28 protein-coding genes, 1 tRNA gene and 1 riboswitch are annotated in these 23,864 nt (G+C 64.2%); of the genes, 18 read left to right on the top strand and 11 right to left on the bottom strand.

The window, feature by feature from the left end; translation table 11 throughout:
* Positions 1 to 22: 22 nt before the first annotated feature.
* From ACE10Z_RS20700 to ACE10Z_RS20715, 4 genes are all read left to right on the top strand, one after another.
* Positions 23 to 967 carry an alpha/beta hydrolase gene (locus ACE10Z_RS20700; protein ID WP_375789529.1) on the top strand — a complete coding sequence of 315 codons (945 nt, stop codon included), beginning with the start codon at positions 23 to 25 and terminating at the stop codon, positions 965 to 967.
* 35 nt (positions 968 to 1,002) lie between these two features.
* Positions 1,003 to 1,884, top strand: a complete 882-nt coding sequence (locus ACE10Z_RS20705) for a DMT family transporter (protein WP_375789887.1) — start codon at positions 1,003 to 1,005, stop codon at positions 1,882 to 1,884.
* Positions 1,885 to 2,094: 210 nt separating this feature from the next.
* Positions 2,095 to 4,776 carry a PAS domain S-box protein gene (locus tag ACE10Z_RS20710; RefSeq protein ID WP_375789530.1) on the top strand — a complete coding sequence of 894 codons (2,682 nt, stop codon included), beginning with the start codon at positions 2,095 to 2,097 and terminating at the stop codon, positions 4,774 to 4,776.
* A 270-nt stretch (positions 4,777 to 5,046) separates the two neighbouring features.
* A complete protein-coding gene (locus ACE10Z_RS20715) occupies positions 5,047 to 6,132 on the top strand; it encodes an SMP-30/gluconolactonase/LRE family protein (protein WP_375789531.1) in 1,086 nt (361 codons plus the stop codon).
* A 254-nt stretch (positions 6,133 to 6,386) separates the two neighbouring features.
* Here the strand turns inward: ACE10Z_RS20715 and ACE10Z_RS20720 are convergent, their stop codons facing one another.
* Complete coding sequence (locus tag ACE10Z_RS20720) at positions 6,387 to 6,737, bottom strand: GrlR family regulatory protein (RefSeq protein WP_092114933.1); 351 nt, start codon at positions 6,735 to 6,737, stop codon at positions 6,387 to 6,389.
* Positions 6,738 to 6,975: 238 nt separating this feature from the next.
* Here ACE10Z_RS20720 and ACE10Z_RS20725 point away from each other — a divergent pair, with 238 nt between their 5' ends.
* Positions 6,976 to 7,407 (top strand): hypothetical protein, encoded by a 432-nt coding sequence (locus ACE10Z_RS20725; RefSeq protein ID WP_375789532.1) that lies wholly within the window; start codon positions 6,976 to 6,978, stop codon positions 7,405 to 7,407.
* Positions 7,408 to 7,422: 15 nt separating this feature from the next.
* On the opposite strand, the gene ACE10Z_RS20730 is transcribed toward ACE10Z_RS20725, so the two are convergent.
* The gene (locus ACE10Z_RS20730) at positions 7,423 to 7,806 is read right to left on the bottom strand and encodes a VOC family protein (RefSeq protein WP_375789533.1); all 384 of its coding nucleotides are present in this window, start codon (positions 7,804 to 7,806) and stop codon (positions 7,423 to 7,425) included.
* A gap of 344 nt (positions 7,807 to 8,150) precedes the next feature.
* Between ACE10Z_RS20730 and ACE10Z_RS20735 the strand changes: the two genes are divergently transcribed.
* A complete protein-coding gene (locus tag ACE10Z_RS20735) occupies positions 8,151 to 8,714 on the top strand; it encodes a hypothetical protein (RefSeq protein ID WP_375789534.1) in 564 nt (187 codons plus the stop codon).
* A 317-nt stretch (positions 8,715 to 9,031) separates the two neighbouring features.
* Positions 9,032 to 9,550, top strand: a complete 519-nt coding sequence (locus ACE10Z_RS20740) for a hypothetical protein (RefSeq protein WP_375789535.1) — start codon at positions 9,032 to 9,034, stop codon at positions 9,548 to 9,550.
* A gap of 121 nt (positions 9,551 to 9,671) precedes the next feature.
* On the opposite strand, the gene ACE10Z_RS20745 is transcribed toward ACE10Z_RS20740, so the two are convergent.
* A complete protein-coding gene (locus ACE10Z_RS20745) occupies positions 9,672 to 10,088 on the bottom strand; it encodes a hypothetical protein (RefSeq protein WP_375789536.1) in 417 nt (138 codons plus the stop codon).
* 214 nt (positions 10,089 to 10,302) lie between these two features.
* Positions 10,303 to 10,382, top strand: a riboswitch (ZMP/ZTP riboswitch).
* 15 nt (positions 10,383 to 10,397) lie between these two features.
* On the opposite strand from ACE10Z_RS20745, the gene ACE10Z_RS20750 reads away from it, so the two are divergent.
* The 5 genes from ACE10Z_RS20750 to ACE10Z_RS20770 all read left to right on the top strand — a co-directional run bounded on the left by ACE10Z_RS20750 (position 10,398) and on the right by ACE10Z_RS20770 (position 13,907).
* Complete coding sequence (locus ACE10Z_RS20750) at positions 10,398 to 11,261, top strand: bifunctional 5,10-methylenetetrahydrofolate dehydrogenase/5,10-methenyltetrahydrofolate cyclohydrolase (RefSeq protein ID WP_375789537.1); 864 nt, start codon at positions 10,398 to 10,400, stop codon at positions 11,259 to 11,261.
* Positions 11,262 to 11,412: 151 nt separating this feature from the next.
* Positions 11,413 to 11,865: a MaoC/PaaZ C-terminal domain-containing protein gene (locus ACE10Z_RS20755; protein WP_375789538.1), complete on the top strand. Its 453-nt coding sequence runs from the start codon at positions 11,413 to 11,415 to the stop codon at positions 11,863 to 11,865.
* Between the two features lie 236 nt (positions 11,866 to 12,101).
* Complete coding sequence (locus ACE10Z_RS20760) at positions 12,102 to 12,395, top strand: hypothetical protein (RefSeq protein WP_342728547.1); 294 nt, start codon at positions 12,102 to 12,104, stop codon at positions 12,393 to 12,395.
* A gap of 209 nt (positions 12,396 to 12,604) precedes the next feature.
* On the top strand, positions 12,605 to 12,976 hold the full coding sequence (locus tag ACE10Z_RS20765; protein WP_223967410.1) for a hypothetical protein: 372 nt from the start codon (positions 12,605 to 12,607) through the stop codon (positions 12,974 to 12,976).
* A 106-nt stretch (positions 12,977 to 13,082) separates the two neighbouring features.
* A complete protein-coding gene (locus tag ACE10Z_RS20770) occupies positions 13,083 to 13,907 on the top strand; it encodes a hypothetical protein (RefSeq protein WP_375789539.1) in 825 nt (274 codons plus the stop codon).
* Positions 13,908 to 13,915: 8 nt separating this feature from the next.
* On the opposite strand, the gene ACE10Z_RS20775 is transcribed toward ACE10Z_RS20770, so the two are convergent.
* Entirely contained in the window at positions 13,916 to 14,308 is a 393-nt protein-coding gene (locus tag ACE10Z_RS20775) for a winged helix-turn-helix transcriptional regulator (RefSeq protein WP_375789540.1), read from the bottom strand.
* Between the two features lie 150 nt (positions 14,309 to 14,458).
* On the opposite strand from ACE10Z_RS20775, the gene ACE10Z_RS20780 reads away from it, so the two are divergent.
* Positions 14,459 to 15,577, top strand: coding sequence for an L-dopachrome tautomerase-related protein (locus tag ACE10Z_RS20780; RefSeq protein WP_375789541.1), 1,119 nt, complete (start codon positions 14,459 to 14,461; stop codon positions 15,575 to 15,577).
* A 63-nt stretch (positions 15,578 to 15,640) separates the two neighbouring features.
* Here ACE10Z_RS20780 and ACE10Z_RS20785 read toward each other — a convergent pair whose 3' ends face one another.
* Entirely contained in the window at positions 15,641 to 16,786 is a 1,146-nt protein-coding gene (locus ACE10Z_RS20785; RefSeq protein ID WP_375789542.1) for an alkane 1-monooxygenase, read from the bottom strand.
* A 172-nt stretch (positions 16,787 to 16,958) separates the two neighbouring features.
* On the opposite strand from ACE10Z_RS20785, the gene ACE10Z_RS20790 reads away from it, so the two are divergent.
* On the top strand, positions 16,959 to 17,969 hold the full coding sequence (locus ACE10Z_RS20790; protein WP_375789543.1) for a helix-turn-helix domain-containing protein: 1,011 nt from the start codon (positions 16,959 to 16,961) through the stop codon (positions 17,967 to 17,969).
* 514 nt (positions 17,970 to 18,483) lie between these two features.
* On the opposite strand, the gene ACE10Z_RS20795 is transcribed toward ACE10Z_RS20790, so the two are convergent.
* Complete coding sequence (locus ACE10Z_RS20795; RefSeq protein ID WP_375789544.1) at positions 18,484 to 18,633, bottom strand: hypothetical protein; 150 nt, start codon at positions 18,631 to 18,633, stop codon at positions 18,484 to 18,486.
* Entirely contained in the window at positions 18,630 to 18,902 is a 273-nt protein-coding gene (locus tag ACE10Z_RS20800) for a hypothetical protein (RefSeq protein WP_375789545.1), read from the bottom strand. Before ACE10Z_RS20800 ends, ACE10Z_RS20795 begins: the two co-directional genes overlap by 4 nt.
* Positions 18,903 to 19,275: 373 nt before the next feature.
* Between ACE10Z_RS20800 and ACE10Z_RS20805 the strand changes: the two genes are divergently transcribed.
* Together ACE10Z_RS20805 and ACE10Z_RS20810 are read left to right on the top strand one after the other, a co-directional pair.
* Positions 19,276 to 19,608, top strand: coding sequence for a VanZ family protein (locus ACE10Z_RS20805; protein ID WP_375789546.1), 333 nt, complete (start codon positions 19,276 to 19,278; stop codon positions 19,606 to 19,608).
* A 967-nt stretch (positions 19,609 to 20,575) separates the two neighbouring features.
* Entirely contained in the window at positions 20,576 to 20,764 is a 189-nt protein-coding gene (locus ACE10Z_RS20810) for a hypothetical protein (protein WP_375789547.1), read from the top strand.
* Between the two features lie 943 nt (positions 20,765 to 21,707).
* Here ACE10Z_RS20810 and ACE10Z_RS20815 read toward each other — a convergent pair.
* The 3 genes from ACE10Z_RS20815 to ACE10Z_RS20825 all read right to left on the bottom strand — a co-directional run bounded on the left by ACE10Z_RS20815 (position 21,708) and on the right by ACE10Z_RS20825 (position 22,374).
* Positions 21,708 to 21,784: transfer RNA gene (locus tag ACE10Z_RS20815), tRNA-Arg, on the bottom strand.
* A gap of 85 nt (positions 21,785 to 21,869) precedes the next feature.
* Positions 21,870 to 22,154: a hypothetical protein gene (locus ACE10Z_RS20820; protein WP_375789548.1), complete on the bottom strand. Its 285-nt coding sequence runs from the start codon at positions 22,152 to 22,154 to the stop codon at positions 21,870 to 21,872.
* A 64-nt stretch (positions 22,155 to 22,218) separates the two neighbouring features.
* A complete protein-coding gene (locus tag ACE10Z_RS20825; RefSeq protein ID WP_375789549.1) occupies positions 22,219 to 22,374 on the bottom strand; it encodes a hypothetical protein in 156 nt (51 codons plus the stop codon).
* Positions 22,375 to 22,377: 3 nt separating this feature from the next.
* Between ACE10Z_RS20825 and ACE10Z_RS20830 the strand changes: the two genes are divergently transcribed.
* A complete protein-coding gene (locus ACE10Z_RS20830) occupies positions 22,378 to 22,824 on the top strand; it encodes a hypothetical protein (protein ID WP_375789550.1) in 447 nt (148 codons plus the stop codon).
* Between the two features lie 240 nt (positions 22,825 to 23,064).
* Complete coding sequence (locus ACE10Z_RS20835; protein ID WP_256459054.1) at positions 23,065 to 23,187, top strand: hypothetical protein; 123 nt, start codon at positions 23,065 to 23,067, stop codon at positions 23,185 to 23,187.
* 351 nt (positions 23,188 to 23,538) lie between these two features.
* Here the strand turns inward: ACE10Z_RS20835 and ACE10Z_RS20840 are convergent, their stop codons facing one another.
* A complete protein-coding gene (locus tag ACE10Z_RS20840; protein ID WP_375789551.1) occupies positions 23,539 to 23,760 on the bottom strand; it encodes a hypothetical protein in 222 nt (73 codons plus the stop codon).
* Positions 23,761 to 23,864 lie beyond the last annotated feature (104 nt).

Here is a 23,864-nt window from a genome sequence, read left to right on the forward strand (position 1 = left end):
GCCCGGCGCAAAAGGAGCCGACGTGCAAGCATCTTTCGAAACGCCAATATCCGACGAAATCCATCTGACATTGCCCGGCAGCGACGACACGCTGCTGCTGCGGCACTGGCCGGGCGCAGGCGATCCCGTGCTGTACGTTCACGGCGCGACGTTCCCGTCGGCGCTGTCGGTCGGCTATCGCTTTGGCGGGCGCTCCTGGGCGGACGATCTCAATGCCGGCGGCTTTGACGTCTGGGGATTCGATTTCATCGGCTTCGGCGGCTCGAGCCGGCCGCGGCAGATGTCGGTGCCCGCGAGCGGTGTCGCGCCGCTCGGCCGGGCGCGAGATGTCGCCGTTCAGGTCGGTGCTGTGATCGATTACATCCGCAAGGCGCGTGGCGGCGCGCCGGTTCATATCGTCGCGCACTCATGGGGCACGATGGTGGCCGGCCGCATTGCAGCCGATCGTCCGGATGCCGTCGGCCGCCTCGTGCTGTTCGGGCCGATCGTCCGGCGGGAGTTGGGCGGGCTGCCGTTCCCCGAGAGCATCGGCGCATGGCGCGAGGTCTCCATCGCGGATCAATTGAAGCGATTTGTCGAGGACGTCCCACCGTCGCATCCGCCGGTGCTGATCGAGCCTGACCTCGCCGAGTGGGGGCCTGCCTATCTGGCAAGCGATGCCTGCGCGGCCGGACGCAACCCGCCGGCGGTCCGGATTCCAAACGGGCCGCAGGCCGACATCATCGCCGCGATGTCGGGGCAGCTCGCCTACGATCCGCGCGGCGTCCAGGCTCCGACGCTGATCGTCCGTGGTGAATGGGACAACCTTTGTCAGGAGGCCGATGCAGCCTGGCTGACACAAGCGCTGGGCGCATCCAACAAGGCCGATGTCGTCGTGCCGAGGGCAACGCATCTGATGCATCTTGAACACGGGCGCGAAGGCCTGTTTGCGGCGACCGCTGCTTGGCTTGCAAGGGGCGCGTCGTGATCGGTCCCGCGACCGGCGACACGCGCCAGCCCTCTATGGGCTTCGAGCTGGCGCTGCTGCTAGCGCTCGCCACCCTCTGGGGCGGCTCCTACACCTTCATCAAGCTCGGCGTCGCGACCATCCCGCCGATCACGCTGATCGCGGCGCGCACTGCAATCGCAGGGCTCTTGCTGCTCGTCATCATGCGGATGCGCGGCGTGACGATGCCGACGGACGGTGCGACCTGGCGCCGCTTCATCTTCCAGGCCTGCCTCAACAGCGTGATCCCGTGGACGCTGATCGCCTGGGGCGAACGCTTCGTCGATGCCGGCCTCGCCACCATCCTCAATTCGGCCTCGCCGATCTTCACCTTCCTGTTCACGGCCGCGATCACCCGCCATGAGGCCGCGAGCCCGCGCAAGCTGTTCGGGGTGATTGCCGGTATGGCCGGCATCTGCCTGATCGTCGGCGTCGATGCGTTACGCGATATCGGCGAAGGCATCGTGGCCGAGATCGCGATCGTCGCCGCCACCATCTGCTACGCCTGCGCCGCGATCTTCAGCCGCGGCTTCAAGGGGCTCGATCCAATGGCGCCGGCCGCGGGCTCGCTGATCGCGGGCGCGGCGGTCCTGATTCCGCTCAGCCTCGCCGTCGACCGGCCGTGGACGCTGACGCCGTCGACCAGTTCGCTGCTCGCCTTGCTGGCGCTTGCGGTGTTCTCGACCGCGATCGCCTTCGTGATCTACTTTCGCCTGATCCAGACCTTGGGTTCGGTCGGCACCACCGCGCAGGCCTATCTGCGGGTGCCGATCGGGGTTGCGCTCAGCGTCGTTTTTCTGGGCGAACGGCTGAGCCCGACGGCGTGGATCGGGCTCGCCTGCGTCGTGATCGGCGTCGCCGCGATGACGATTCCTTCGCGAAGGGCCACCACGGCTTGAGGTCATCGCCGCGATGACGTCCCGGCGCGGGCGACCGCCGGCGCATGACGAGGCCGGCCAGCCCGAATGCTGCCCTGTGCCGGAATCGGTCACCGGCGGCCTCCCGGGTGACACAGGTCACACCGCCGGCCGGCTTGGCCTTTCAGCATGTTTCCCCAAAGCCCGTAATTTCCCATATATTGGGGTGCATTGGACCCCGGCCTTGATGACATGACCGCTGAATTGCCGCCGAATTCGCAAGCGCCGCGTGCGTTCTCCCTCTCCATTGGCCAGCTCACGTTCGGCAGCTTCCTGCTGGTGCTGGCTGTGATCATCATCACGTCCACGGCCAGCGTGATTGCGATCCGCCACATCGATACGACTTTCGCCGAGCTGCAGCGGCTGCAAAGCGTCGGCGACATCGCCGAGGATATCGACCGTCGCACCAACGAGCTGCGGCTGGCGGCGCGGGACTTCGTCACCGAGCCCGGAAACCAGTCGGCCCAGGTCGCGGAGGCGGCCCAGTCGCTGAGCGAGATCCTGAAGAAGACCCGGATCGAGCTGGCGCCCGAGCAGCAGGACATGATCGACGGCGTCACCCAGCGGCTGGCGACCTATCGCAGCGGGATCGAGCGCATCTCGGCGCTGCTCAGCCGCCGCGCCGAGATCGTCGCCGGGCTGCCGCCGCTGCGCGATGCGTTCGACAAGGCGGTCGCTGCGAGCAACGATGCGGCGCTGGCCAACACGCTGTCGGAGGCGCAGAGCCGCATTGCCACCGCGCTCCTGGCGCACAACACGTCGGCCGCCGAGCAGGCTGCGCAGAGCATGCGGGCGATGACCATCGCCGATCCAGCCCTGCGCGGCGCGGTCGACAATTATGCCGAGGCGATCAGCGCGATTTCGGTGCGCGAGGGCCAGATCGCCGACATCGACCGCGAGGTGCTCGGCGCCGAAGGCCGCTTGATCCAGAAGGTCACCGAACTGTTGCGCGAGCTCAGCTCCCGCCGCGGCCACGTGCTGTCGCGCGATTTCGCGCGCACCCTGGCGGAGGCAAAATGGCAGAGCATCGTGCTCGGCACGGCGGGGGTGCTGATCGGCCTGTTCGCTTCGGTGCTGGTGGTTCGCCGCACCGTTCGCCCGCTCGCCAGGATCGCCGGCTCGATCCGCAAGGTCGCGGGCGGCGAGAAGAGCGCGTTCATTCCGGGCGCCGACCTCGACAACGAGATCGGCGACATCGCGCGCGCCGCCGAAGTGTTCCGCCAGACCCTGGTCGACGCCGACAGCGCGCGCGAGTCCGCACTGCGCGCGCTTGCCGAGCAGCGGCTCGCCGAGGAGAGCTACCACAAGCTGTTCGAGGCATCGGTCGACGGCATCTACGTCACGACACCGGGCGGCGCGCTGCTCAACGCCAATCCGGCGCTGGCGCGGATGATGGGCTATGCCACGCCGCAGGACCTGATCAACGGGATCGGCGACATCGCCTCCACCGTCTATGTCGATCCGGCTGCGCGCCAGCAGTACCAGCAGCTGATGCAGCGCGACGGAACTGTGCGTGACTACGAGTATCAGGTGCGCTCGCGCGACGGCACCGTGCTGTGGCTGTCCGATTCGGCGACAGTTGTGCGCAACGACGAGGGCGAGGTGATCCGCTACGAGGGCACGGTGCGCGACATCACCGACCAGAAGCGCGCCGAGGATGCCATCGCCGAAGGCCGCCGGCTGCTGCAGATGGTCATCGACACGGTGCCCGCCGTCATCAACGTCAAGGAACGCAACCTGCGCTATGTGTTGATGAACCGCTACATGGCGGGCATCTTCGGCATCGAGCCGCAGGACGCGATCGGCCAAACCACCGCCGAGCTGATGTCGCGCTACGGCGCAGCCAAGACCGACGAGAACGACAAGCGCGTCCTGTCGGCGCGCCGCGAGCTTGGTTTCTATGAAGAAGAGTACAAGGACGCAGCCGGCAACATGCGGCAATGGCTCGTCAACAAGCTGCCGATCCTCGATGCCCAGGGCGACATCGAGAACATCGTCACGGTCGCGCTCGACATCGGCGAGCGCAAGCGCTCCGAACAGGAGATGCGCAAGGCGAGGGATTCCGCGGAAGCTACGCTGCGCAATCTGCGGGAAACCCAGAATTCGCTGATCGAGGCCGAGAAGCTCGCCGCGCTCGGCCGCCTGGTCGCCGGCGTCGCCCATGAGGTCAACAACCCCGTCGGCATCAGCCTCACGGTGGCCTCCGCGCTGGAGCGCAAGACCGCAAACTTTGCGACCCAGGTCGAACGCGGCGACCTGCGCCGCTCGAGCCTCAATGACTTCCTGAACACGGCGCGGGATGCCTCCTCGCAGCTCGTCGCCAATCTGAACCGCGCCGCCGAGCTGATCCAGTCGTTCAAGCAGGTCGCCGCCGACCGCAACTATTCGGACCAGCGCACCTTCGATCTCGGCGATCTCACCGAGCAGGTGGTGATGAGTCTGCGGCCCGGCCTGCGCAAGCACAATCTGACGCTCAACGTCGATTGCGAGCCGAACCTGATCATGAATTCCTATCCCGGACCGTATGGCCAGGTGCTGACCAACCTGTTCCTCAACGCGGTCGCGCATGCGTTCCCGGACGGCAAGGCCGGCGAGGTCGAGATCCAGGTCCACGCCTCCGGCAACGACTATGTCGAGGTGATCTTCGCCGACAATGGCTGCGGCATGAGCCTCGACGTGCGCCGCCGCGCCTTCGATCCGTTCTTCACGACGCGGCGCGACCAGGGCGGCACCGGGCTCGGGCTGCACATCGTCTACAGCATCGTCACCAACCGCCTCGGCGGCCGGCTCTCGCTCGATTCCGTGCCGGGCAACGGCACCCGCATCCAGATGATCCTGCCGCGCGTCGCGCCGCTGGAGCAGGCGGCGGAGTAGGCCGCGTCGTCGCTCCGACCAGTCATCCTGAGGAGCGCGAAGCGCGTCTCGAAGGATCGATGGCCCTCAACCGGGCCGCGCACCCTTCGAGACGCGCGCAAGAGCGCGCTCCTCAGGGTGACGGGTCGGGACGCAGCTGCGATGGTGAGATGACCAATATTGGATCGGCATCGATCGATGCCCGAACGGCATTGGACCATCAGCGCCAACGCTCCTACGGCTCGCTCAGCCGACCCAGGATCAACGGACGGTACAGGCAGGGAGGACGACATGATTTCACGGCGCAATCTGATGGCCGGCATCGGCGCGGGCATGGCGAGCGCAGCGACCGGCCGCGCCATGGCGCAGTCGTTCCCGTTCAAGCCCAATCAGCGCTATCCGGATCCGGCCGTCGAAATCCTCGATCCGGCTTTTGCCAAGTACCGGCTCTACAGCTCTACGCTGGAGCAGGTCGCCACCGGCATGCGCTGGGCGGAAGGGCCGGTATACTTCCCCGAAGGTGGCTATCTGCTGTTCAGCGACATCCCCAACAACCGCATCATGAAATACAGCGAGAAGGACGGCAGCCTCAGCGTCTTCCGCAGCCCTGCCAATTTCGCCAACGGCAACAGCCGCGACCGCCAGGGGCGGCTTGTCACCTGCGAGCATTCGGTGACGCGGCGGATCACGCGCACCGAGAAGAACGGCACGATCACCGTGCTGGCCGACAATTTCGAGGGCAGGCGCCTCAATGCGCCGAACGACATCGTGGTGAAGTCCGACGACACGATCTGGTTCACCGATCCGGTGTTCGGCATCGCCGGCGAGTGGGAGGGCTTCAAGGCCAAGCGCGAGCAGGACAACACCAACGTGTTCCGGATCGGCACCGACGGAAAGCTGAGCGCCGTCATCACCGATCTGGTCAATCCCAACGGGCTTGCGTTCTCGCCGGACGAGAAGAAGCTCTACGTCGTCGAGTGGAAGGGCACGCCGAACCGCAGCATCTGGAGCTACGACGTCAATGCCGATGGCACGGTCGGCAGCAAGACCAAGCTGATCGACGCCGCCGACCAGGGATCGCTCGACGGCTTCCGCGTCGATCGCGACGGCAATCTGTGGTGCGGCTGGGGGAGCAACGGCGCGCTGCAACCGGAGCCGAGCGAGACGGGCGGCCGCAAGGTCTATCAGCTCAAGGGCAAGCCCGAGGATCTCGACGGCGTGATGGTGTTCAGCCCGCAGGGCAAGCCGCTCGGCTTCATCCGGCTGCCGGAGCGCTGCGAAAACCTGACCTTCGGCGGACCCAAGAACAACCGTCTGTACATGGCGTCATGTCATTCGATCTACGCACTCTACGTCGAGGCGCACGGCGCGACGTGAGGCGGCGTTTCCAACGGCGTCATTGCGAGGAGCGTTGGCGACGAAGCAATCCATCTTTCCGCTTGCGGTGCGGTGGATTGCTTCGCTTCGCTCGCAATGACGTGGATCGGCCGTTGCGTACTATCCCCGTCATCCTGAGGAGCCGCGAAGCGGCGTCTCGAAGGATGCACGGCCCGGCCGGTGGCCGTCGATCCTTCGAGACGCCGCTTCGCGGCTCCTCAGGATGACGGGACTAAAACCACCGTTTCAATTCCCTAATTGATATCCGCGAGCTTGTGCAGCGTTGCGCCGAAGATCAGGCTTGCCTTGCCGACCAGCGCGGTTCCACTCATGGTGCCGCGGGTGTCGGTGAAAGTGCCGGAGACGCCGATGCCGACCGGCGCGGGCCCGCCGAACAGCGGGTTGTCGGTCTCGCGCGGCGTGGTGTGGCGTTGCACGAGGACCTCGCCCTTGAACGCGTCACCCTTCACGGTGTAGCTGCCGGTGTAATAGAGATAGGCATCGCCGCCGAGAATTTGCCCGTCGCGGAAAAGAATCACTCCGCTGCCCTTGCCGACGCGTCCGTCCAGCAGGGTGACGTGGATTGAGTACAGCCCGTTCTTCATAACGTCCCATGGACCGGCCGCCGCGCCCGCAGCAATCCGGATTGGTTTTTTATGCCAAAGCGAGCAACCTCGTGCAATGCGGCAGGTTGATTCCGGGGGTGTCCGGAGTGACCGTGAACCCTCGGTTCCTGCCAGGCGGTGTGACGGCGCGATGACAGCGGACCGTGCGCGCGAATCGAACTGGCCCGCGAAATGCATAGCTCTGGTTGCACTGGCCGGTGAGTGCTGGAGCGAACACATGTCAGACTGGATTGAATCGGGCGGTCGTTTGGCGCGCCCTCGCAATGCCAATGGAACTTGGGCCCGTCGTGCGGGCCGTGTGATGGTGTCTCTCGGGCTGATGATGCTGGTGCTGGCCGCAGCCGTTCAAATCGCGCGGGCGCGCGATCCCGACGGCCGCTACGCCAATTCGCCGCTCAAGGAATGGTTCGACGGTCTGCGCAGCGGCAAGGGGCCATGCTGCTCGGATGCCGACGGCAGCGCGGTCAGCGACGTCGATTGGGAATCGAAGGACGGGCACTACCGCGTGCGTCTCGACGGAGCCTGGGTCGACGTCCCCGACGAGGCAGTGGTCACCGAACCCAACCGGGTCGGCCGTGCGATGGTCTGGCCGATCAAGAGCTATATGGGCGTGACGATCCGCTGCTTCATGCCCGGCAGCATGACGTAGCGGAGCGGTCGTCGCTCACGCGTATTTCTGGTCGCGCTCGAGCAGTTCGATCGAAATGCCCTGCGGGCCGCGGATGAAGCAGATCCGCACGCCGGGGCGGATCGTGGTCGGCTCCTTGGTGAACTCGACGCCCTTGGCCTTGATCTCGGCCGCGACCGCGTCGATGTCCTTCACGGTCAGGCCGATATGATCGAGCCCCTGATACGGCGTCACCGGCGCGGCGTTGACGCCGTCGCCTTGCGTCACCTCCGCGATGAACACCTTGGCGCCGCCGAGCCGGACGTCGATGCGGCCGGGGCCGCGGATGATCTCGCCGCCGAGTATGTCGCGCAGCCAGGTCGCGGTGGCCTCGGGATCGGGGCTGCGCAGATGGACATGGTCCCAGGTGACGACAGGCATCGCGGTCTCCTTGTTGTTCTCGCGCGCGCTTGGGTGCGCGGCACTCGCTCTCGGGCGGCGCAAATCTAGCGAGCGGCCCGTTGGGATACCATCCCTCCGTGATGCCAGCCGCAAGATTGTCGTCCCGCAACGAAACCATTCCGGCCGTCGGTGATTGTTTCTCACGTGGCCGCTCGACCTGCGGCCGTCCCGGATGCCGCATGCTGCGATGCCTGCGGCTTCTGTGCTGGGTGGCGGCTTGAACGGGCGTCGAGGGTGAGGGCACGACGATGCGGATCGGCTTGGCGTCGTTTCGAAGGTTTGACGCCGGACGTCTCGGTGAGGGCGGCCTTTACGCCAGCCTGTTGCTGTCGACGATCGCGGTCGCGGGAATTGCAGCGTGGTTCATGCTCCCCGAGCCGAGCGATGCCGGAGACCAGGATGTCAGGCCGGCGTCTTCAGCCGTCATCCGCACCGTGCCGGATGCATCGACGGGGTCGCAGCCTGCCCAAATCGCAAATCAAGCCGCAAAGGATGCGCCGGCCGCGCCGGCAGCTGAACCGACCACGGTCGGCGTCGCCACCGCCGCGCAGCCAGCCGGGGATCCCAGAGCGTCCGAGCTGGGCACCGAGAGATCGCCGCTGGACAGGCTGCGGATCGCCTCACAGTCGTGGCGGCGCGGCGGGCTGGGTTCGAAGGTGCTGGTCACCCTGACGCTGCGCAATGCCAATGATTTCGCGGTGAAGGATATCGAGATCGCCTGCGCCTTCATCCGCAGCGACGGCAGCCCCGTGACCGAGCGTAAGCGGCTGATCCCGGACACCATCGCCATGAAGAGCCGCAAGACCTACCCCCAGATGCTGATCGGGTTCGTAAACGTTAACGCAAACAAGGCGAAATGCACGGTCGTGACCGCCAGCCGCGCCTAGAGCTTCGGTTCTGATTTAATCAGAACCGAAGCTCTAGCTTCTTGTTTTGACGCGTTTTCTTCACGCGAACCGGTACCCACTTCGCTCGAAAACGCTCCGAACCCTGCATCCCGAAAAAGTGACCGGGAATTGACTTGCCGGGTGAACCGTAACGGCCAGGCAGGAACTAACTAATAAGCCGACCGTTAGAGAACGACCCGGAAGCGCAGGATGGCGTCTGTCCGGGTAAACATGCGCAGACGAATGAACTCGTTGCGCGATGAGTGGTGTCGTCGCGTCGTGATGGACCGCGCCCGTAGCGCGGGGGGAGCTACCAAATGCCTGTGGCGCGTTATTTCCTGTTCGTTGGTGGCGTGCTGCTCGCGCTGCTCTTCATCGTCAATGCCATCGTTCCGCAGGAGGCCGTGGTCACCGGTCAGGGTCTGTCGTCGCCCGGCGTCGACAACAAGACCATGGTACGCATCAAGTCGACCCAGAAACTGCCGGAGCGGGTGGTGTACGACACCAACATGCCGACCATCGTTCCGTCGCAGGTCAACGCGGTTGCCGCGGCGACCCCGCCGGCTGCCGGCGATGCGTCAGCGGAGGGCCGCGTCCGTGACACGTTCGCCCAGTTCATTCCGCCGGAGAAGGCTGACGCGCAGAAGGGCGCGGTCGTGGCCGAGGCGAAGCCGGCCGAGCAGCCGGTGCAGGCGCCGAAGAAGCGCAAGATTGCGCGCAGCCATATCCATTCCCAGCAGCCGATGCGGCTGGCCCAGCCCGGCATGTATCAGCCTTACCGTATCGCGCAGCAGCAGCCGCGCATGGGCTTCTTCGGCGGCTTCGGTACCTGGTAAGCGAGGACACGCCGCAACCGGCAATCGATACGCCGCCGCAAATGGTTGCGGCGGCATTTCCATGTCCGCCAGATCAGGCGGGTAACCGGTTGCGCGAAGGCGCCCGGGTGGCCGGAACCGGTTAGCGCGGCAGGCGCGGAATCTTGTCGGCGAAGCCGTTGTAACAGGTCAGCCGCTCGTCCTCTTCCTTGACGAACCGGCATTCGGCGACACCCTTGGCAGGGGCGACCTTCGGCTTGGGCTGCGGCTTGAAGATCTCGTCGTAGCACATCAGCCGCTCCTTGGTGGCGTCGTCGATGTCCTGGCAGGCCTGGAGCTTCTGCGCGACCGATTGCGGCTTGCCGGATGCTGCGGCCTTCTCGCCCTTCTTGGCCGCCGATTTCTTGCCGACCTGGACCAGCGGCTTGTCGCCGACCATCGGCTGCGGGGCCGCCGCCGGCTTGTCGGCGGCGGGGGGTGGAGTGGTGGCTGGAGCGGTGCCTTGAGCAAGCGCGGCAGCCGGGCAGAGGAGCGCCAGCGCGAGGATGATATGTCTCATGGTGAAAATGTCCGAGTGGCGTGATGACCGGAAGGATGGCGCCGGGGATCGGAAAAGCCCGGCAAGCGCCGAGGCTTATCGCAAGTTCTGCCCGAATCCTACCCCCGGAGGGGGCCGCCCGGCACCGATCCACCGGCAAAAGCGGGGGCAATTCGTCGCCGGTTCGGCCGCAGCGAGCGTGATTTGCGTTTGCCGGGCCGGGCGGCTATGACGGCGCCATCTGCGCGACTGGCGCTTGGATGGACCACCATCGGGGAGCGCAGAGACTGAACGCCGCGCGCCTGGGCACCGCTTCGAAACGGAGGTGCCATGACGGCGAACATTCTTGATGGGCATGCACATGCCCAAATTGTCATCGACAAGGTTGCGAGCGAACTGGACCGGCTGCCCAGCGCGCCCGGGCTCACGGTCGTGCTGGTTGGCTGTGACCCGGCGAGCCAGATCTACGTACAGAGCAAGGTCAGGATGGCCGAGCGGCTTGGCCTGCGCGGCGAGGTCGAACGCCTGCCGGATGACGCCAGCGAGTCCGACCTGCTTGCCAGGATCGACGCGCTCAACGCACGCGACGATGTCGACGGCATCCTGATCCAGCTACCGCTGCCGGCGCATATCGATGCCTTGCGCGTGATGGCGGCGGTCGATCCCGCGAAGGATGTCGACGGCCTGCACGCGCTGAACGCTGGCCGGCTGTTTCACGGCGACGATGCCTTGGTGCCGTGCACGCCGCTCGGCTGTCTCAGGCTGATCAAGTCGATCCGGCCGGATCTCACCGGCGCTCATGCCGTGGTGATCGGCAGCTCCAACATCGTGGGCAAGCCGATGGCCGCGCTGCTGCTGCAGGAGCAGGCGACGGTGACGCAGACCCACATCCACACCCGCGGCATCAGCAAGATCTGCCGTCAGGCCGATATCCTGGTCAGCGCGGTGGGGAAGGCTGGGCTCGTGCGCGGCGACTGGATCAAGCCGCAGGCCATCGTCATCGACGTCGGCACCACGCGCGTCGAGAAGCCGGACGGCGGCTATGCGGTGTGTGGCGACGTCTTCTTCGACGAGGCGGTGCAGGTCGCCGGCGCGATCACGCCGGTGCCGCGCGGCGTCGGCCCGATGACGATCGCCTGCCTGATGGAGAACACCGTGAAGGCCGCAAAGGCGAGGGCAGCGCGGCTGCGATAGCCGCGGGGAGCCTGCAGCGAGACGCGAGCGGCCGGCGCCGCGCGCGTCTCGTCTTTGCGCACGAAGTCCGGCGCGCGAAGGACATGACGCCGGAGGTCATGGAAAGCCTGCAGCATTGGTCTATCGTCGCGCGACAGAACGGAGGCGCGCGATGCTGTATGCGGAAGATCTCACCGAGGGCCAGACATTCCAGCTTGGTACCTACACGATCGGCGAAGCCGAGATCCTTGAGTTCGCCGGCAAATATGATCCGGTGCCGATCCATACCGATCCTGTTGCAGCTGCGGCGGGCCCGTTCGGCGGCCTGATCGCAAGCGGCTTCAACACCATTGCGATCTATCAGCGGCTCGTCGTGGAGGCGATCTGGACCAAGGTGGCGGGCATCGTCGGGCGGAGCTTCGAGATCCGCTTGCCGAGCCCGGTTCGCCCGGGCGCCACGCTCACGGGCCAATCCCGGATCCAGAAAATCACCATCAGGCCGGAGCGGCGCGACGCCGTCGTGATCTTCAAGACGGAGCTTGTCAACGACGAGCAGCGTCCGGTTCTTGTCCTGGTGCTCGATGCGCTGATCCACATGCGACCCTCGGAGCAGCGGCGGACATAACCTCCGCCCGGATCGATCTGGCCGTCCGGCAATGCTGGGGCTACGTCCGGTCGCGCGCCGCGTTTCATGCAGCGATGGATCTGGAACCCGCGTGCAGGCGGTCAATGCGTCGCGCGAGCGGAACGTTTCGCGGCCTGATCGGTTCGAGACTTCGAAGCCCGCGGCGACGGGCGCGGGCGGGGAGGAACCAGCCAGGGAAACATCCAAGGCCGGAACCAACAAAGAAGGAGCAGCGGATGAAGCTTAATTCCACGCAAGTCAAGCAGACCATGACGCAATTGAACGCGCAGGTGCTTCCGGATGATCATCCGGCGGTGGCGCAGCTGAACAGCGTGTTCGGCGAGCACACATTCTTCGTCGACACCACCGGGCTCAAGGTGCTCGAACCCGCCCAGACCTCCGACATGCCTGGGCAGACCGGCGAGGTGGTGAGCCTAGCCGAGTGGAGCGATCCGGAGCTGACGTCGCTGCGGCCGCACGAGCCCGAACCGACCGGCGTGCTCATCACGCTTGAACCCAGCAAGCACTGAAGCGAAACGCGATCACACAAAGAGATTGAAGCATGATCCGATTCAATCGGATCGTGCTTCTGAGTGCCGCATCGGACGGCACCGCAATCGGCCTTCTTGATGGCGACAGTCTCCAACGTCACATCAAGAGGTGCCAAAAGTCACATGGCAAATCAGCATCGGCTGCGTATGCATCGGTTCGAGATGGGTACCCGGGCGGTGAGGGGCAGATGGGGATCGTGCGACGCTGGAGCTCTGACGAGGACGAGAAGCTCAGAGAACTCGCCCGGGCCGGCAAGAACGCTCTCGAGATCAGCAACGAACTGACCCGCAGCGCGTCGGCCGTGCGCCGGCGCGCCGAGGTGCTGTCGGTCCTGATCATGGCAAAGGCGTTTCGCGCGCGCCCCTCGCATGTCGCGACCCATCTGGAGCGGGTCGCGATCGACGCGATCCGGCATCGCCGGCCGTTTCCCGCGGGCGTCGGCCCGAGCACCATTGCTGGAATGATCGAGAAGGGCTGGATCCTGCCAGAGATGGGGCGGAAATATCGCGTCACCGATGCCGGCGTGGAGGCCGTGCGTCGGAAGATCCCGAGCGGGTGAGACGGGCGGCGGCAAGACGGGCCATGGATGGACGCGCGATCAGCGCGGCGGAATGCAAGATTCTCCGCCCGGGAAGGGCGCTCGCGCCGTTGAAGGAGGAGGAGACTTGCCGCCAGCGCTCTCCCGTCCGTCCAACCCTCGCCCGATCGCACCGATGCTCAACGTCCAGCAAGCTCCAGAAGACCGATACCAGCGTTTCGCCGACCTTGCGCCGTTCGTGCGTGAAGCGATCAGCACCATCGCCGCATTGACGCCGTCTCAGCGGCTCGATGTGGAATTCCTTGAACGTGAATTCATTCCCGCACTGGGGCTCAATGACGAACTGCTTCACGAGCAGCCGCCGGAGCTTGCGCCGAGCTTCGGCAAGGGCCTCCACCTCTGGCAATATCCGAGCCAGCTCGCGCCGTATCTGGCCTGGCTCGCGCGCAACGCGTCCGGCATTTCCTCCTACATGGAAATCGGCTGCCGCTGGGGCGGCATGTTCATCCTGGTTGCGGAGTGGCTGAAGAACAGCGGCGCCGATCTCAAGACCGTGATCGCGCTCGATCCGATCGCGCCGACGCCCTTCATCTCGACCTATTTCGATCTGCTGCAGGAGCAGGCCGGCATCGAGCCGGTTTATCTCCAGGCCTATTCGACCTCTCCGCTGGTCGGTGCGCATGTCGACCGGCTGAAGCCCGACTTCGTCTTCATCGACGGGGATCACAGCCTGCGCGGAGCGATGCTGGATCATCTGCTGGTGCGCTCCCACGCCAGCATCATCGTGCATCACGACATCCACTCCCAGGCCTGTCCTGATACGACGTTGCTCTGGAAGGCGCTGAAGGAATTCGAAGCACCGGGCTTCGATGCGTTCGAATTCATCGGCCAGTATCCGTCCGTCAACGGATCGTTCCTCGGCATCGGCGCGATGAAGCGGCGGAAAGCCTGAGCCGTTCCCTAACTGACGCGGGGAGCCGGAGCTGACGCACCATTGACAGCACGCGGCGAGGGGCGGCGCGTCTCCAGGTACGAATTGCCCCAGCTCCACAGCGACCGGATGACGGGCTCGAGCGAGCGCCCGAGCGGCGTCAGCGAATATTCGACACGCAGCGGCACCTCCGGATAGATCTCGCGGTGGATCAGGCCCGCGCTCTCGAGCTCGCGAAGTTGCCGCGTCAGCATGCGTTGCGAAATCCGCGACAGCCGCCGCCCGAGTTCGTTGAAGCGGATGGTGTCGCCGAGCAGGTGGTAGAGGATCACGGCTTTCCACTTGCCGTCGATCAGATCGAGCGTCGCCTCGACGGGGCAGCCGACCGCGCAGTCATAGTTCTTCGCATCAAGCCCCTTCATGGTTCACTCCCTGATACTACCGGACATTCCTGTGCGTAATTGTCAGCGCCCAAATTAGCGCGCAACGTCGATCCCGCAAAGCCGAACCTTGCCGACAAGGGCGGGTCCGGCGCGCAAAGACACATCAACGATAACAGGGAGGGGACCCGCGTGAAGCGAGGGATTTTGTTGATCGCCGCGATGACGGCGAACGTAATGCTATCGAGCGCGCGTGCGGATGAGGCGGTTCACGCCGAGATCGTGGCGCGGTTGCCGGAGTCGGTCGGCAACATCGCCATCACGCCGGACAACCAGCTCATCTTCAGCCATCACCCGTTCTTCAGTCCCGAGATCAGGGTCGCCAGGTTGACGTCGCCGACGACGTCGCAGCCATTTCCAAGCGCGGAGTGGAATACCCCGCGGAAAGGCACCGACCAGTATCTCGACAACGTGCTCGGGCTCCGGTCGGACGAGAATGGTGTGGTGTGGATCATCGACATGGGATTCCGCACCAACATCACGCCCAAGCTGGTCGGATGGAATACGCGCAGCGACCGGCTCGAGCGCATCTACTATATGCCCGATCCGGTGACGCGGCCGGGCTCGCAGCCGCAGGACATCGTCATCGATCAGAAGCATCGCAAGTTCTACATCGCCGACGAGAATATCGGCCCCGGCGGCGACGGATCGCATGCCGCGATCATTGTCATCGACATGGATACCGGACGCGCCAGGCGCGTGCTTGACGGCGACCGCTCCACGATTCCCGAGGACCTGCCGATCACGGTGGACGGCAAGGATCTCACCGTGTCGGGCAAGGACGGCAAGCCGTCCATCATCAAGGTCGGCTGCGATGGCATCACCATGGATGTCAGGTCGGAATGGGTCTATTTCGCGCCGCTCAGCGGCCGGTCGATCTACCGCGTGCGCGTTGCCGACCTGAATGACGAGAAACTTGCGCCGGCCGAGCTCAGCGCCAAGGTCGAGCGCTATTCAGACAAGCCGAACAATGGCGGGCTTTCGATCGACTATGCCGGCAATCTCTATCTCACCGCGGTCGAGAGCAAGTCGGTGGGCGTGGTCGGGACCGATCGCAAGTATCGCACCTATCTGAGCGATGCGGAGATGGTCTGGCCTGACGGGATCACGGCGTCGGCGGACGGCTACATGTACGTATCGGCGTCGCAAATCTCTGCGGCCGCGATGTTCCATGGCGGCAAGGGCGAGAACAAGGCCCCGTATCTGATCTATCGCTTCAAGCCGCTTGCGGCGGGCTACGTCTCGCGTTGACCGCGCATCGAGCGTATTGACGACGATTGCCCGGCCTGCTCGCCGGCCGGGCGACACCTGCAATCACGCATTCACCGGCCGGTCGCCGAGATTGAGCTTGTTCTTGTCGCCGCCGGCCCACGCCAGCGTCTTCGGGTCCATCACGCGGAACCAGAGCGGCGGGATCGCAGCAAGGCCGAACATGCCCGTGTAGCCGTTCGGCAGCCGCGGGATGTCGTCGAAATCGCGCAGCGACTGGTACGGGCGCATCGGGTTGGCGTGGTGATCGGAATGACGTTGCAGATGGAACGTCATCAGGTTCGAGACGATGTGGTTGGTGTTCCAGGAGTGGCGCGGCTCGACCGCCTGGTAGCGGCCGTTCGGCAGCTTCTCGCGCAGCAATCCGTAGTGCTCGACATAATTGGCCTGGGTCAGCGCGTACCAGCCGAGGAAATGGTGCGCGACGATGAACGGCGCGACCTTCCAGCCGAACAGCGCGATCAGAATGGCCGCGACGACGAGCGTGAGCGCAAAGCCCTGCAGGATCTCGTTGTTGACCGACCAGACCGGCTCGCCGCGCCGGGTCAGCCGTTCGGCTTCATTGCGCCAGCCGCGTTTGAACGCGCCCGGCAGTTCGCGCGTCGCGAACGCATAGATCGATTCACCGAACCGCGCGCTGGCGGGATCCTCCGGCGTCGCGACCCAGGTGTGATGGCCGCGATTATGCTCGACGCGGAAGTGGGCGTAACCCACCGCGCAGTTGGCGAGCATGCCGAAGAAGATGTTGAGCCTGTCAGCCTTGTGACCGAGTTCGTGCCCGATCAGGAGCGCACCGCCATTGATGGTGCCGACGCCGAGCAGCAGGGCGATGTAGGACCACCACGGCAGCTCCTGCGTGCCGAAGAAGGCGATCAGGGTGACGTAGTTGATCCAGGGAAACACCACGGTGATGCGCGCAAGCCGCAGATAATACGGATCGGCCTCCATCGCAGCGACCACTTCGGCCGGCGGATTGTGGGTGTCTTCGCCGATCAGGACATCGAGCAGCGGGATCAGGATGAAGATGAAGACGAACGGAATCAGCGTCACCAGCGGATTGTGTGTCCGCAGGAAGAGCCAGTAGGACAATAGCGGGATCAGCGGCGGGATGAACGAGAGCATCCACAGATAGCGCTTGCCGTCCCGGTAGGTGATGGTTTCGCCAGCGGCATTGGTGCCCGTGAAGATCATCGCATTCCCTCCAGCATCTCTTGTCGAGGCGGCGTTCGCCGTTGTTGTCGAGAGGATGCCGCGAGGCGGGCCTGCGCCGCCAGTTCCCAACAAGCCAATTTTGTGGCATTTTGCGCCAAACCCGTTCCACCGGGTCCGTTCGGCTGGACGCGCACGAGGGAGGGCCGAGGCAATGCAGGGATCGGAGGCCGATGTCCTTCGCACGCCGGTGTCCGTGAGCTATGCGCGGGCGCTGGTGCGGGCGTTCGGCAAGACGCGCGGCGAACGCGACGAGCTGCTGCAGGGCACCGCAATCCAGCACGACGTGCTCGACCAGCCCGGCGCTCACATGCCGGTGTCGTCGCTGGTGATCCTCGCCGCCAACATCACCCGCCGGCATGGCGAGCTGTGGCCGTTGTCGGCCGCGGCGGTCTGGTCGACATCGCTGCAGGGCGCGCTCGATGTCGCGACCAGGACGGCGCCGACCGTCGCGGATGCGCTCAACACCGGCGCGCGCTTCGGATCGACCCGCGCGCCGTTCATCCGCAACCGGCTGCGCACCACGCCGCGCTCGATCCAGATCGAAATCTCTCCTGCCGTCGCGATGGACGGCGCGCTGTGGCGCGCCGTGGCGCTGGCGGTCAGCCTCAACGTGCACGCGGTGTATGCGCAACTGCTCGAGGATGCGATCGACCAGGCGACCTTGCAGTTTCCCTGGCCGCCGCCGGCGGGCGCGGAGCGGCTGATGCAGCATTATTCCTGCGCCGTGAAGTTCAACGCAGACGCCTTCATCTTCGACGTGCCGAAGCAGCTATGCGCGCGGCCTTCGCCGTTTGCCGATCCGGAATTGCATGCCAAGGCGATCGAAGCGCTCGAGGAGATCGAGAAGCCGCGCTCGGACACTGCGGCGCTGGCGCGGATCGTTGAGAGCCTGATTGCGGCGCGGCTGCCGCAGCGGCTCGGCGAGGAGGAGGCCGCGCGCCTCGTGGGCACCTCGCGGCGGACGCTGGTGCGGCGGCTGGCGGAGGCGGGCTGCGCATTCCGGCCGCTGCTCGACGGCGTGCTGCGCGAGCGCGCCCGGACAATGCTCGCGGCGGGCACCCAGTCGCGCGACGAGATGGCGGCCGCGCTCGGCTACACCGACGCCACGAGCTTCAGCCGCGCCTGCCGGCGTTGGTTCGGCGAGAAGAGTTTGCGGAGCTAGCTCAGCGGCGCGCCTTGGCGCGGCTGTGCAGGCTCCGCGGATCTTCGCGGCCGGGGAGATGCAGGTCTATTCCGGTGGCCGGGTCGACCGCGCACAAGCCACGCCGCTGAGCCTCCCGGAATATCCCGCCGAGAGACCGGATCACCGGCGGGCCATTTCGGGCGACCGTCCCTTTTCGTGCAGAAGATCGGCATAGGCATTGACCGCGAGGCGGTCATCTCGACGAGCTTTTTGGCGCCAATGAATGGCTTGATGTTTAGATCGACGTGCTTCTCGTAGCTACATGTGGTTGAGCGCTCGAGGCCTTTCTCATTGCACCGCTTGAGCCACAGGGCGGCAGCGTCAGACACGGAAGGGGGGTGTTGCTGGCGTGAAGGCCGCGCGCAATATCATGGCGGTGTCGACGAGCCATGCCTCGGCAAAAGTCCTATGCAGCCGACGACCACTAACAGTGCTCCGGCGATCATGAGCCAATGCGGCAATTGCAATGACAGCAAGAAGTCCTTTGCCATTGTCACTCCAGGACGTCGTACTCAAATGCTACGCCGTCAGGGGCGTTTTCCTCTAGCCATTTTTCAGCGACCTCGATCGTTGCAAAGACCTTGATGTGGTTCTCGTCGCCGACCTTTTTCGCTGTGTCCGTGTAGATCCAGACAGTCTTCATCGCATCAACTCAAAAAGTTTGACCTCGCTCAACCGCAACTTGGTGCCGACACTGTGCTGCAGCAGCATATGTTGGCTGCCAACTGTGATCCGATCTCGTTCGTTGTCGTCCTGCCCGGCGTGGTAGGCCTGCATGTCGGCCGCAAACTGGCGGGCGACCTCCGGCGGCACCTCGATCGACTTTCGGGGAATGACCATGCCGGAGAGATGGGAACCTTGGCTCTCGTCGATAGTCGGGCGTGAGCGGTGAAAGTTGTTGTGGCTCGCCACAAGACCAGCCGCGCCAGACCTATCTGCCGGTCAGTGCATGAAAGCCACGATCAGCGCAATCGTGACCAAGACGTATGTGCTGGTAACGGTGATGCCCAGGTATAAGCGCTCCATAACGGCCTCGCTGCGTTTCAAGGTGAGGTGCCGCCCCCTCGTTGTTCATCGTAGCGCTTGCTGCGCACCGACGAGTTGGAATTTCGACTTACGGGGGCTCTACGGGAAAGCCATCGGGATTAGTCCTTGCGGGCGACCCGTTTTTGCGCCGATCCCGCCTGTCGCTGACGCGCGCGATGGGCTAATTCAGCGACGGGCATCCGCGGCACCACGACTTGGAAATCGTTGCTTGCTTGCATCAAGGATTAGAACGTTCGGAATGGTCACTGGCTGGCTAGCGCTGGCCTTTATTGCGTTTGTCACACTGTCCCCGATCCAGGACCGCCCCTCGTTTGCTGCTGATCCGCACGTCGAGCATTTCGCCGCGTTCGCGGTGATGGCATTGGCCTTTGTGGTAGGCTATCCCCGGCGCGCCATGCCGGTCGTGCTCTTGGTCGTTTTCAGTGCGTTCGCGCTCGAAGCAATGCAATTGCTGACCCCTGACCGGCACGGCCACCTGGCCGACGCGATCTTCAAGGTTGCAGGAGGCCTCGCCGGCATCGGAGCGGGCCGGCTTCTACTGCTCGTTCTGCGCAGCCAGTCCCGCCGGTGACTTCAACCGATGAACTTCGCGAGCGGCCATGCAGCTTACGCCATCCGACGCATGGCAGTTCAAATGAGGCATTCGTTCGGATTTTGATGCCGCGTCGACGCTCGTCCTAGCTTCGCTTCAGACGAGCGATCCTCTTGTAGTCGATCCACAACTCGACGAACTCGTGCTCGTCCAAAAAACCCTCAGCTCGGCGCTTTGCCTCTTCGTCGTCACTGCAACGAAGTTCATACGTTGCGCGTGCGACGCCGGCCGGGTCTACTCCAAATGCCACGTAAGGTTTGCGTTCTTCAATCATCTTGTCCCCATGACCTAATGGCAGTCCGATTGACGCAGATTGGCGTCGGAAGATGTCATTTCAATCGATGAATCTCAAATAACGAAAGAGGCCGCTGGCCGCTGAACAGCGGCCTCCTGGACCCCGATTTCAAATGGACGTCTTGGAAATAAAATCGCCGCCGAAGGTCCGATATGAGTAGAGGGCAAATGCGCGACGCAGTGAAGTCCAAACACGCTCATCCACAAACGGAACTGTGGTGACGTTGCGAGCGCGACACACTTCTGTGGCCTGGGAGCCGTCTACATCGCCCGCGAATCTCGGTCAGAGCCCGAGACGGATTATCGATTCCGTGCAACGCGACGGTAGTCCGAACCATGTTCGACGCAATCGGTGATCCGCGGGCTCGATGCTTTCACGAGTCTACGCCGACGACGATTGGAGCGAAGCGGAACGCTCTATGTCGGGCTGCGCAAGGCGAGATAATGGTCCAGTTCGACGACGATGATGACTACGCGCCGCACGTCGTTGATCGGATGCCAGTCTTTGTGCAGGTGGTTTCGGGTAGGGGGCACCGGTCGAAATATCTACATGGGCGTTCGGCGCACGTGTGTAAGTTCACAGAAGCATCGAAAACCAAGTGCTATGTTTAAGAAGATATTGCGGTCGTTCATATTGCTGACGGAGTTTACGGTGAATTACACGGTACCGATGCAGCCAAGGTTCCTCGTTCGAAAAGGAAGCACCGATTGGATGGTTTACGATCGGCAACGCAAGGGGGCGGCCCAATTGAACGATTACAGTTTGGCTGAGAAGCTGACGAAGGAGCAGGCCGAGCAGATCAAGCAGAGGCTGGCGACTTGGAATTCTCAGCCTACTTGAACCGGCCCGAAACGCTTTCGCGAAGTTGATTGCCTCGCCGCCGTCCAGCCGAGTATCGACCCCCCAATCTTGCCGCAGCAAGTGCATCTCCGGGTGGACCGTGATGTCGTACCAGTCCCAGTCGGGAAGGTCGGGAAGCTACAGGACTATTTGCGCCAAGCATCGGAATGCGTTTGCGAGGCGCTGTCTCTGATTGCTGCAAGTATCGTTGCAACTGACGAGCGGAAGCGTGGTCGGCCCGGCGCTGACGACGCCGTGCGGCGATCCCGCATCTTGGGACGGTGAACCGACGAAGCGGATTGCTGGGCTCGGCCCGGTCATGCTGACCAAAACTACGCCGCCGGGCTCGAAATGATTTGTCCCGGCGGCGCCATTTATTCCCAGCGCTGGGGCCCTGAAATTTCCCAGTGCCGTCAATCTAGCAAATGCGGGGGAAAATGACTGTTGCAGTGCATACACAGGTTTTAGGAAAGAGGAGCCGGCGCCAGGGCCTGTACGCCAGCTCCTCCGAAACGGAGACCGTAAGACGTTCCCCAAACCGGTCCCGTCCCTTTGAGAAGCCTGCGCCGACCTGCTTGCTGATTTGCTAACGGCCTTGCTCGGCCAGCTCTCGACAAGCGGCGAATAGATATCGTTTTCCGGCAAGCCGGGCGGGAGTAACCCATAATGGCGTTGCTTAGGGGCGGAACGGGCGGCGGTATCAGAGGTAGTCTGTCGGCTCCCGACCCTTACACCCCCACCCGGTCGGGAGTTGACAGAATGGCGACCTCGGCGCGCCGTCCGCGTCGAGGTCGTTGCTCGTTGTGCACATCGCATTTCAAAACAAGTGCGCTGGTAATGTCTTGATTTTGCTCGCAGCGGGTTGAACTTGCTCGCAGCACGAAAGCGATCATCCAGAACGAAAATGGTTCGTCCTAAGCCATTGTACGATCGATGAAAACGATGGCGCGCTCGGAGAGATTCGAACTCCCGACCCTCGGAATCGAAATCCGATGCTCTATCCAGCTGAGCTACGAGCGCGTTGCGGGTCGATTATCAGACTTGGGCCGTCGGGGCCAGCAGGGACGGCGCGGCGTCCGCGCGTCCCGCCGGCCTTGCTTGGCGCTCAGAAGCAGGGATGCCGGCGATGATCCTGGCCGATATAGGCGGCTGAGCTCTGGTAGCACTTGTTGGTCGACGGGCCGTCGTAATAGGCGAAGCTGCCGGCGGCCGCGCCGGGGCCGTAATTATGCAGATAGCTGATGTGGTAGGGCAGGCCCCAATGCGCGTGGTGGTGATGCCGGTGGTGGCGCGGGGTGGCCGAGAGGTCGGCCGCGGCAGCCGGGGTGAGGGCCGGGATGGCCAGGGAAACGGTCACGGCGAGGGCGGCGAAAAGCTTGGTCTTGGTCATTGGCGGCCTCCGGGCATTCACGCGGGAATCGGCTTCTCCAGCCGGTCCAAGGTCCTCTAATACTTCATTTAACCCGGATTCCGGCCAAAAAGCTGCGGGAAATCGGCCACAGCGCGCCAAATTTTGCCTTTTTGGGGATGCTTAACGGATTGCCAACACAGTCCGGCCAGAGTCTTGCGGTCAGGTCCGCCCGGGCCGCCTTTCCGTCGGTTTCGAACATTCCATGCGCATCACGTCCCTTGTCGCTTTGCTGCTCTCGGTTCTGGCGGTCACGCCAGCGCGAGCCGTTCTGCACATCACGCGCGACCATGGCGGCTATGTCGAGGAGTACAAGGCCAAGTACAAGCAGATCCGCGACCGTCGCGAGCGCGTCGTGATCGACGGCATCTGCAACTCAGCCTGCACGCTGGTGTTCGGCATCGTGCCGCTGAACAAGATCTGCGTGACGCCGAAGGCCAGCATCGGCTTCCACCAGGCTTATTACGACAAGGCCTTCACCTTCGGCATCAAGGTCACCAGCCTCGAGGGTACCTCCGACCTGATGTCCTATTATCCCGATACGGTGAAGGACTGGATCCGCCGCAATGGCGGGCTCACCACCGAGATGAAGAAGATCAAGAACGGCGTCGATCTCTGGAAGATCGTCGATCCCTGTCCGGACGAGTGGTAGGCGCGGACGCTCGCGCGCTCCGGACCTTCTTCCTGCGCGGCTTTGCCCGCTTGCCGCGTGCGGCCAACGCCCGCGCCCCGAAAGCGATCCACCTGCGGTCAGAATTTGGAACCGGCAGCACGGGCCATTCGTTCTGCTCATGATGCGTTCATCCTCATGATGCGATTGTGGTCCGAGCAGCGAGAGCGAGCCTCACCGCCGGAGCGGACCGGCCTCAGCTCGCACGCACAGGAGGTTGTGATGGCAACCAGGTCCAATCTTTCGAAGGCCGAACTCGCCCGCGGCGTTGCCGGCGCCGCGTCAGCGCTGGTGCTGAGCGCGCTCGTCCTGTTCGTCGCCGCACATCATCTGAGCGGCGGGTAGGCGGGGCGGCGGGTCCGCCAGGCCAAGCCCAGTCCAAGTCCATATCAAAGCAGGAAGGTCCCGATCAGGAGGCCGGCCGCAAATGCCCAGAGCCCGAGGGTGCAGGCCGATATGACCCGGACGAGATTACGCAGATCCACGTCCTGCCAGCTGCTGTGGGATCGATACGTCACTGCAGGCACCCCCTGCGATGGCCACCTTTACTCCTTGCACCACCAGCCTGTTCCCGCTCGGTGCCCAAATGAAGGCAACCGGCGGTGGTGCCCGTTCACGCCTTTGCGAGGCAACGCCCCAAGGGGCCGGTATCGCCTTCCGGCTGGCGTCATAGCGGTCCGCTCGAGGGTCCCCCTGCTATCTCGATCCGGACCACCGCCGGATTTTAGTCCTGTCATCGTTCGGCGGCTCCACGACCTCGAATCTGGACCGGCTGAAGCGACCCAATCCGCTGAGCTCGTAATAGCCGTCACGTTCGATATCCCGCGTCACCTCGTAGACGCGCCCGAGCGCGAGCGTGTCCCGCTGTAACGTGTTGTCGACGCAGCGAACGCGAAGAAACGTGCCGGTTTCGGCCATATGCTCATCCTGAATTGTTGGTCTGGTTCGGTGACGCGCCAGCTCGCCGTGTGACGTCGCGATCGTGGGCTCGCATGCGGCGTGCTCGACAGCTTGAAAACGGC

It is taken from the genome of Bradyrhizobium sp. Pha-3 (genome assembly GCF_042258615.1).
GTDB lineage: Bacteria > Pseudomonadota > Alphaproteobacteria > Rhizobiales > Xanthobacteraceae > Bradyrhizobium.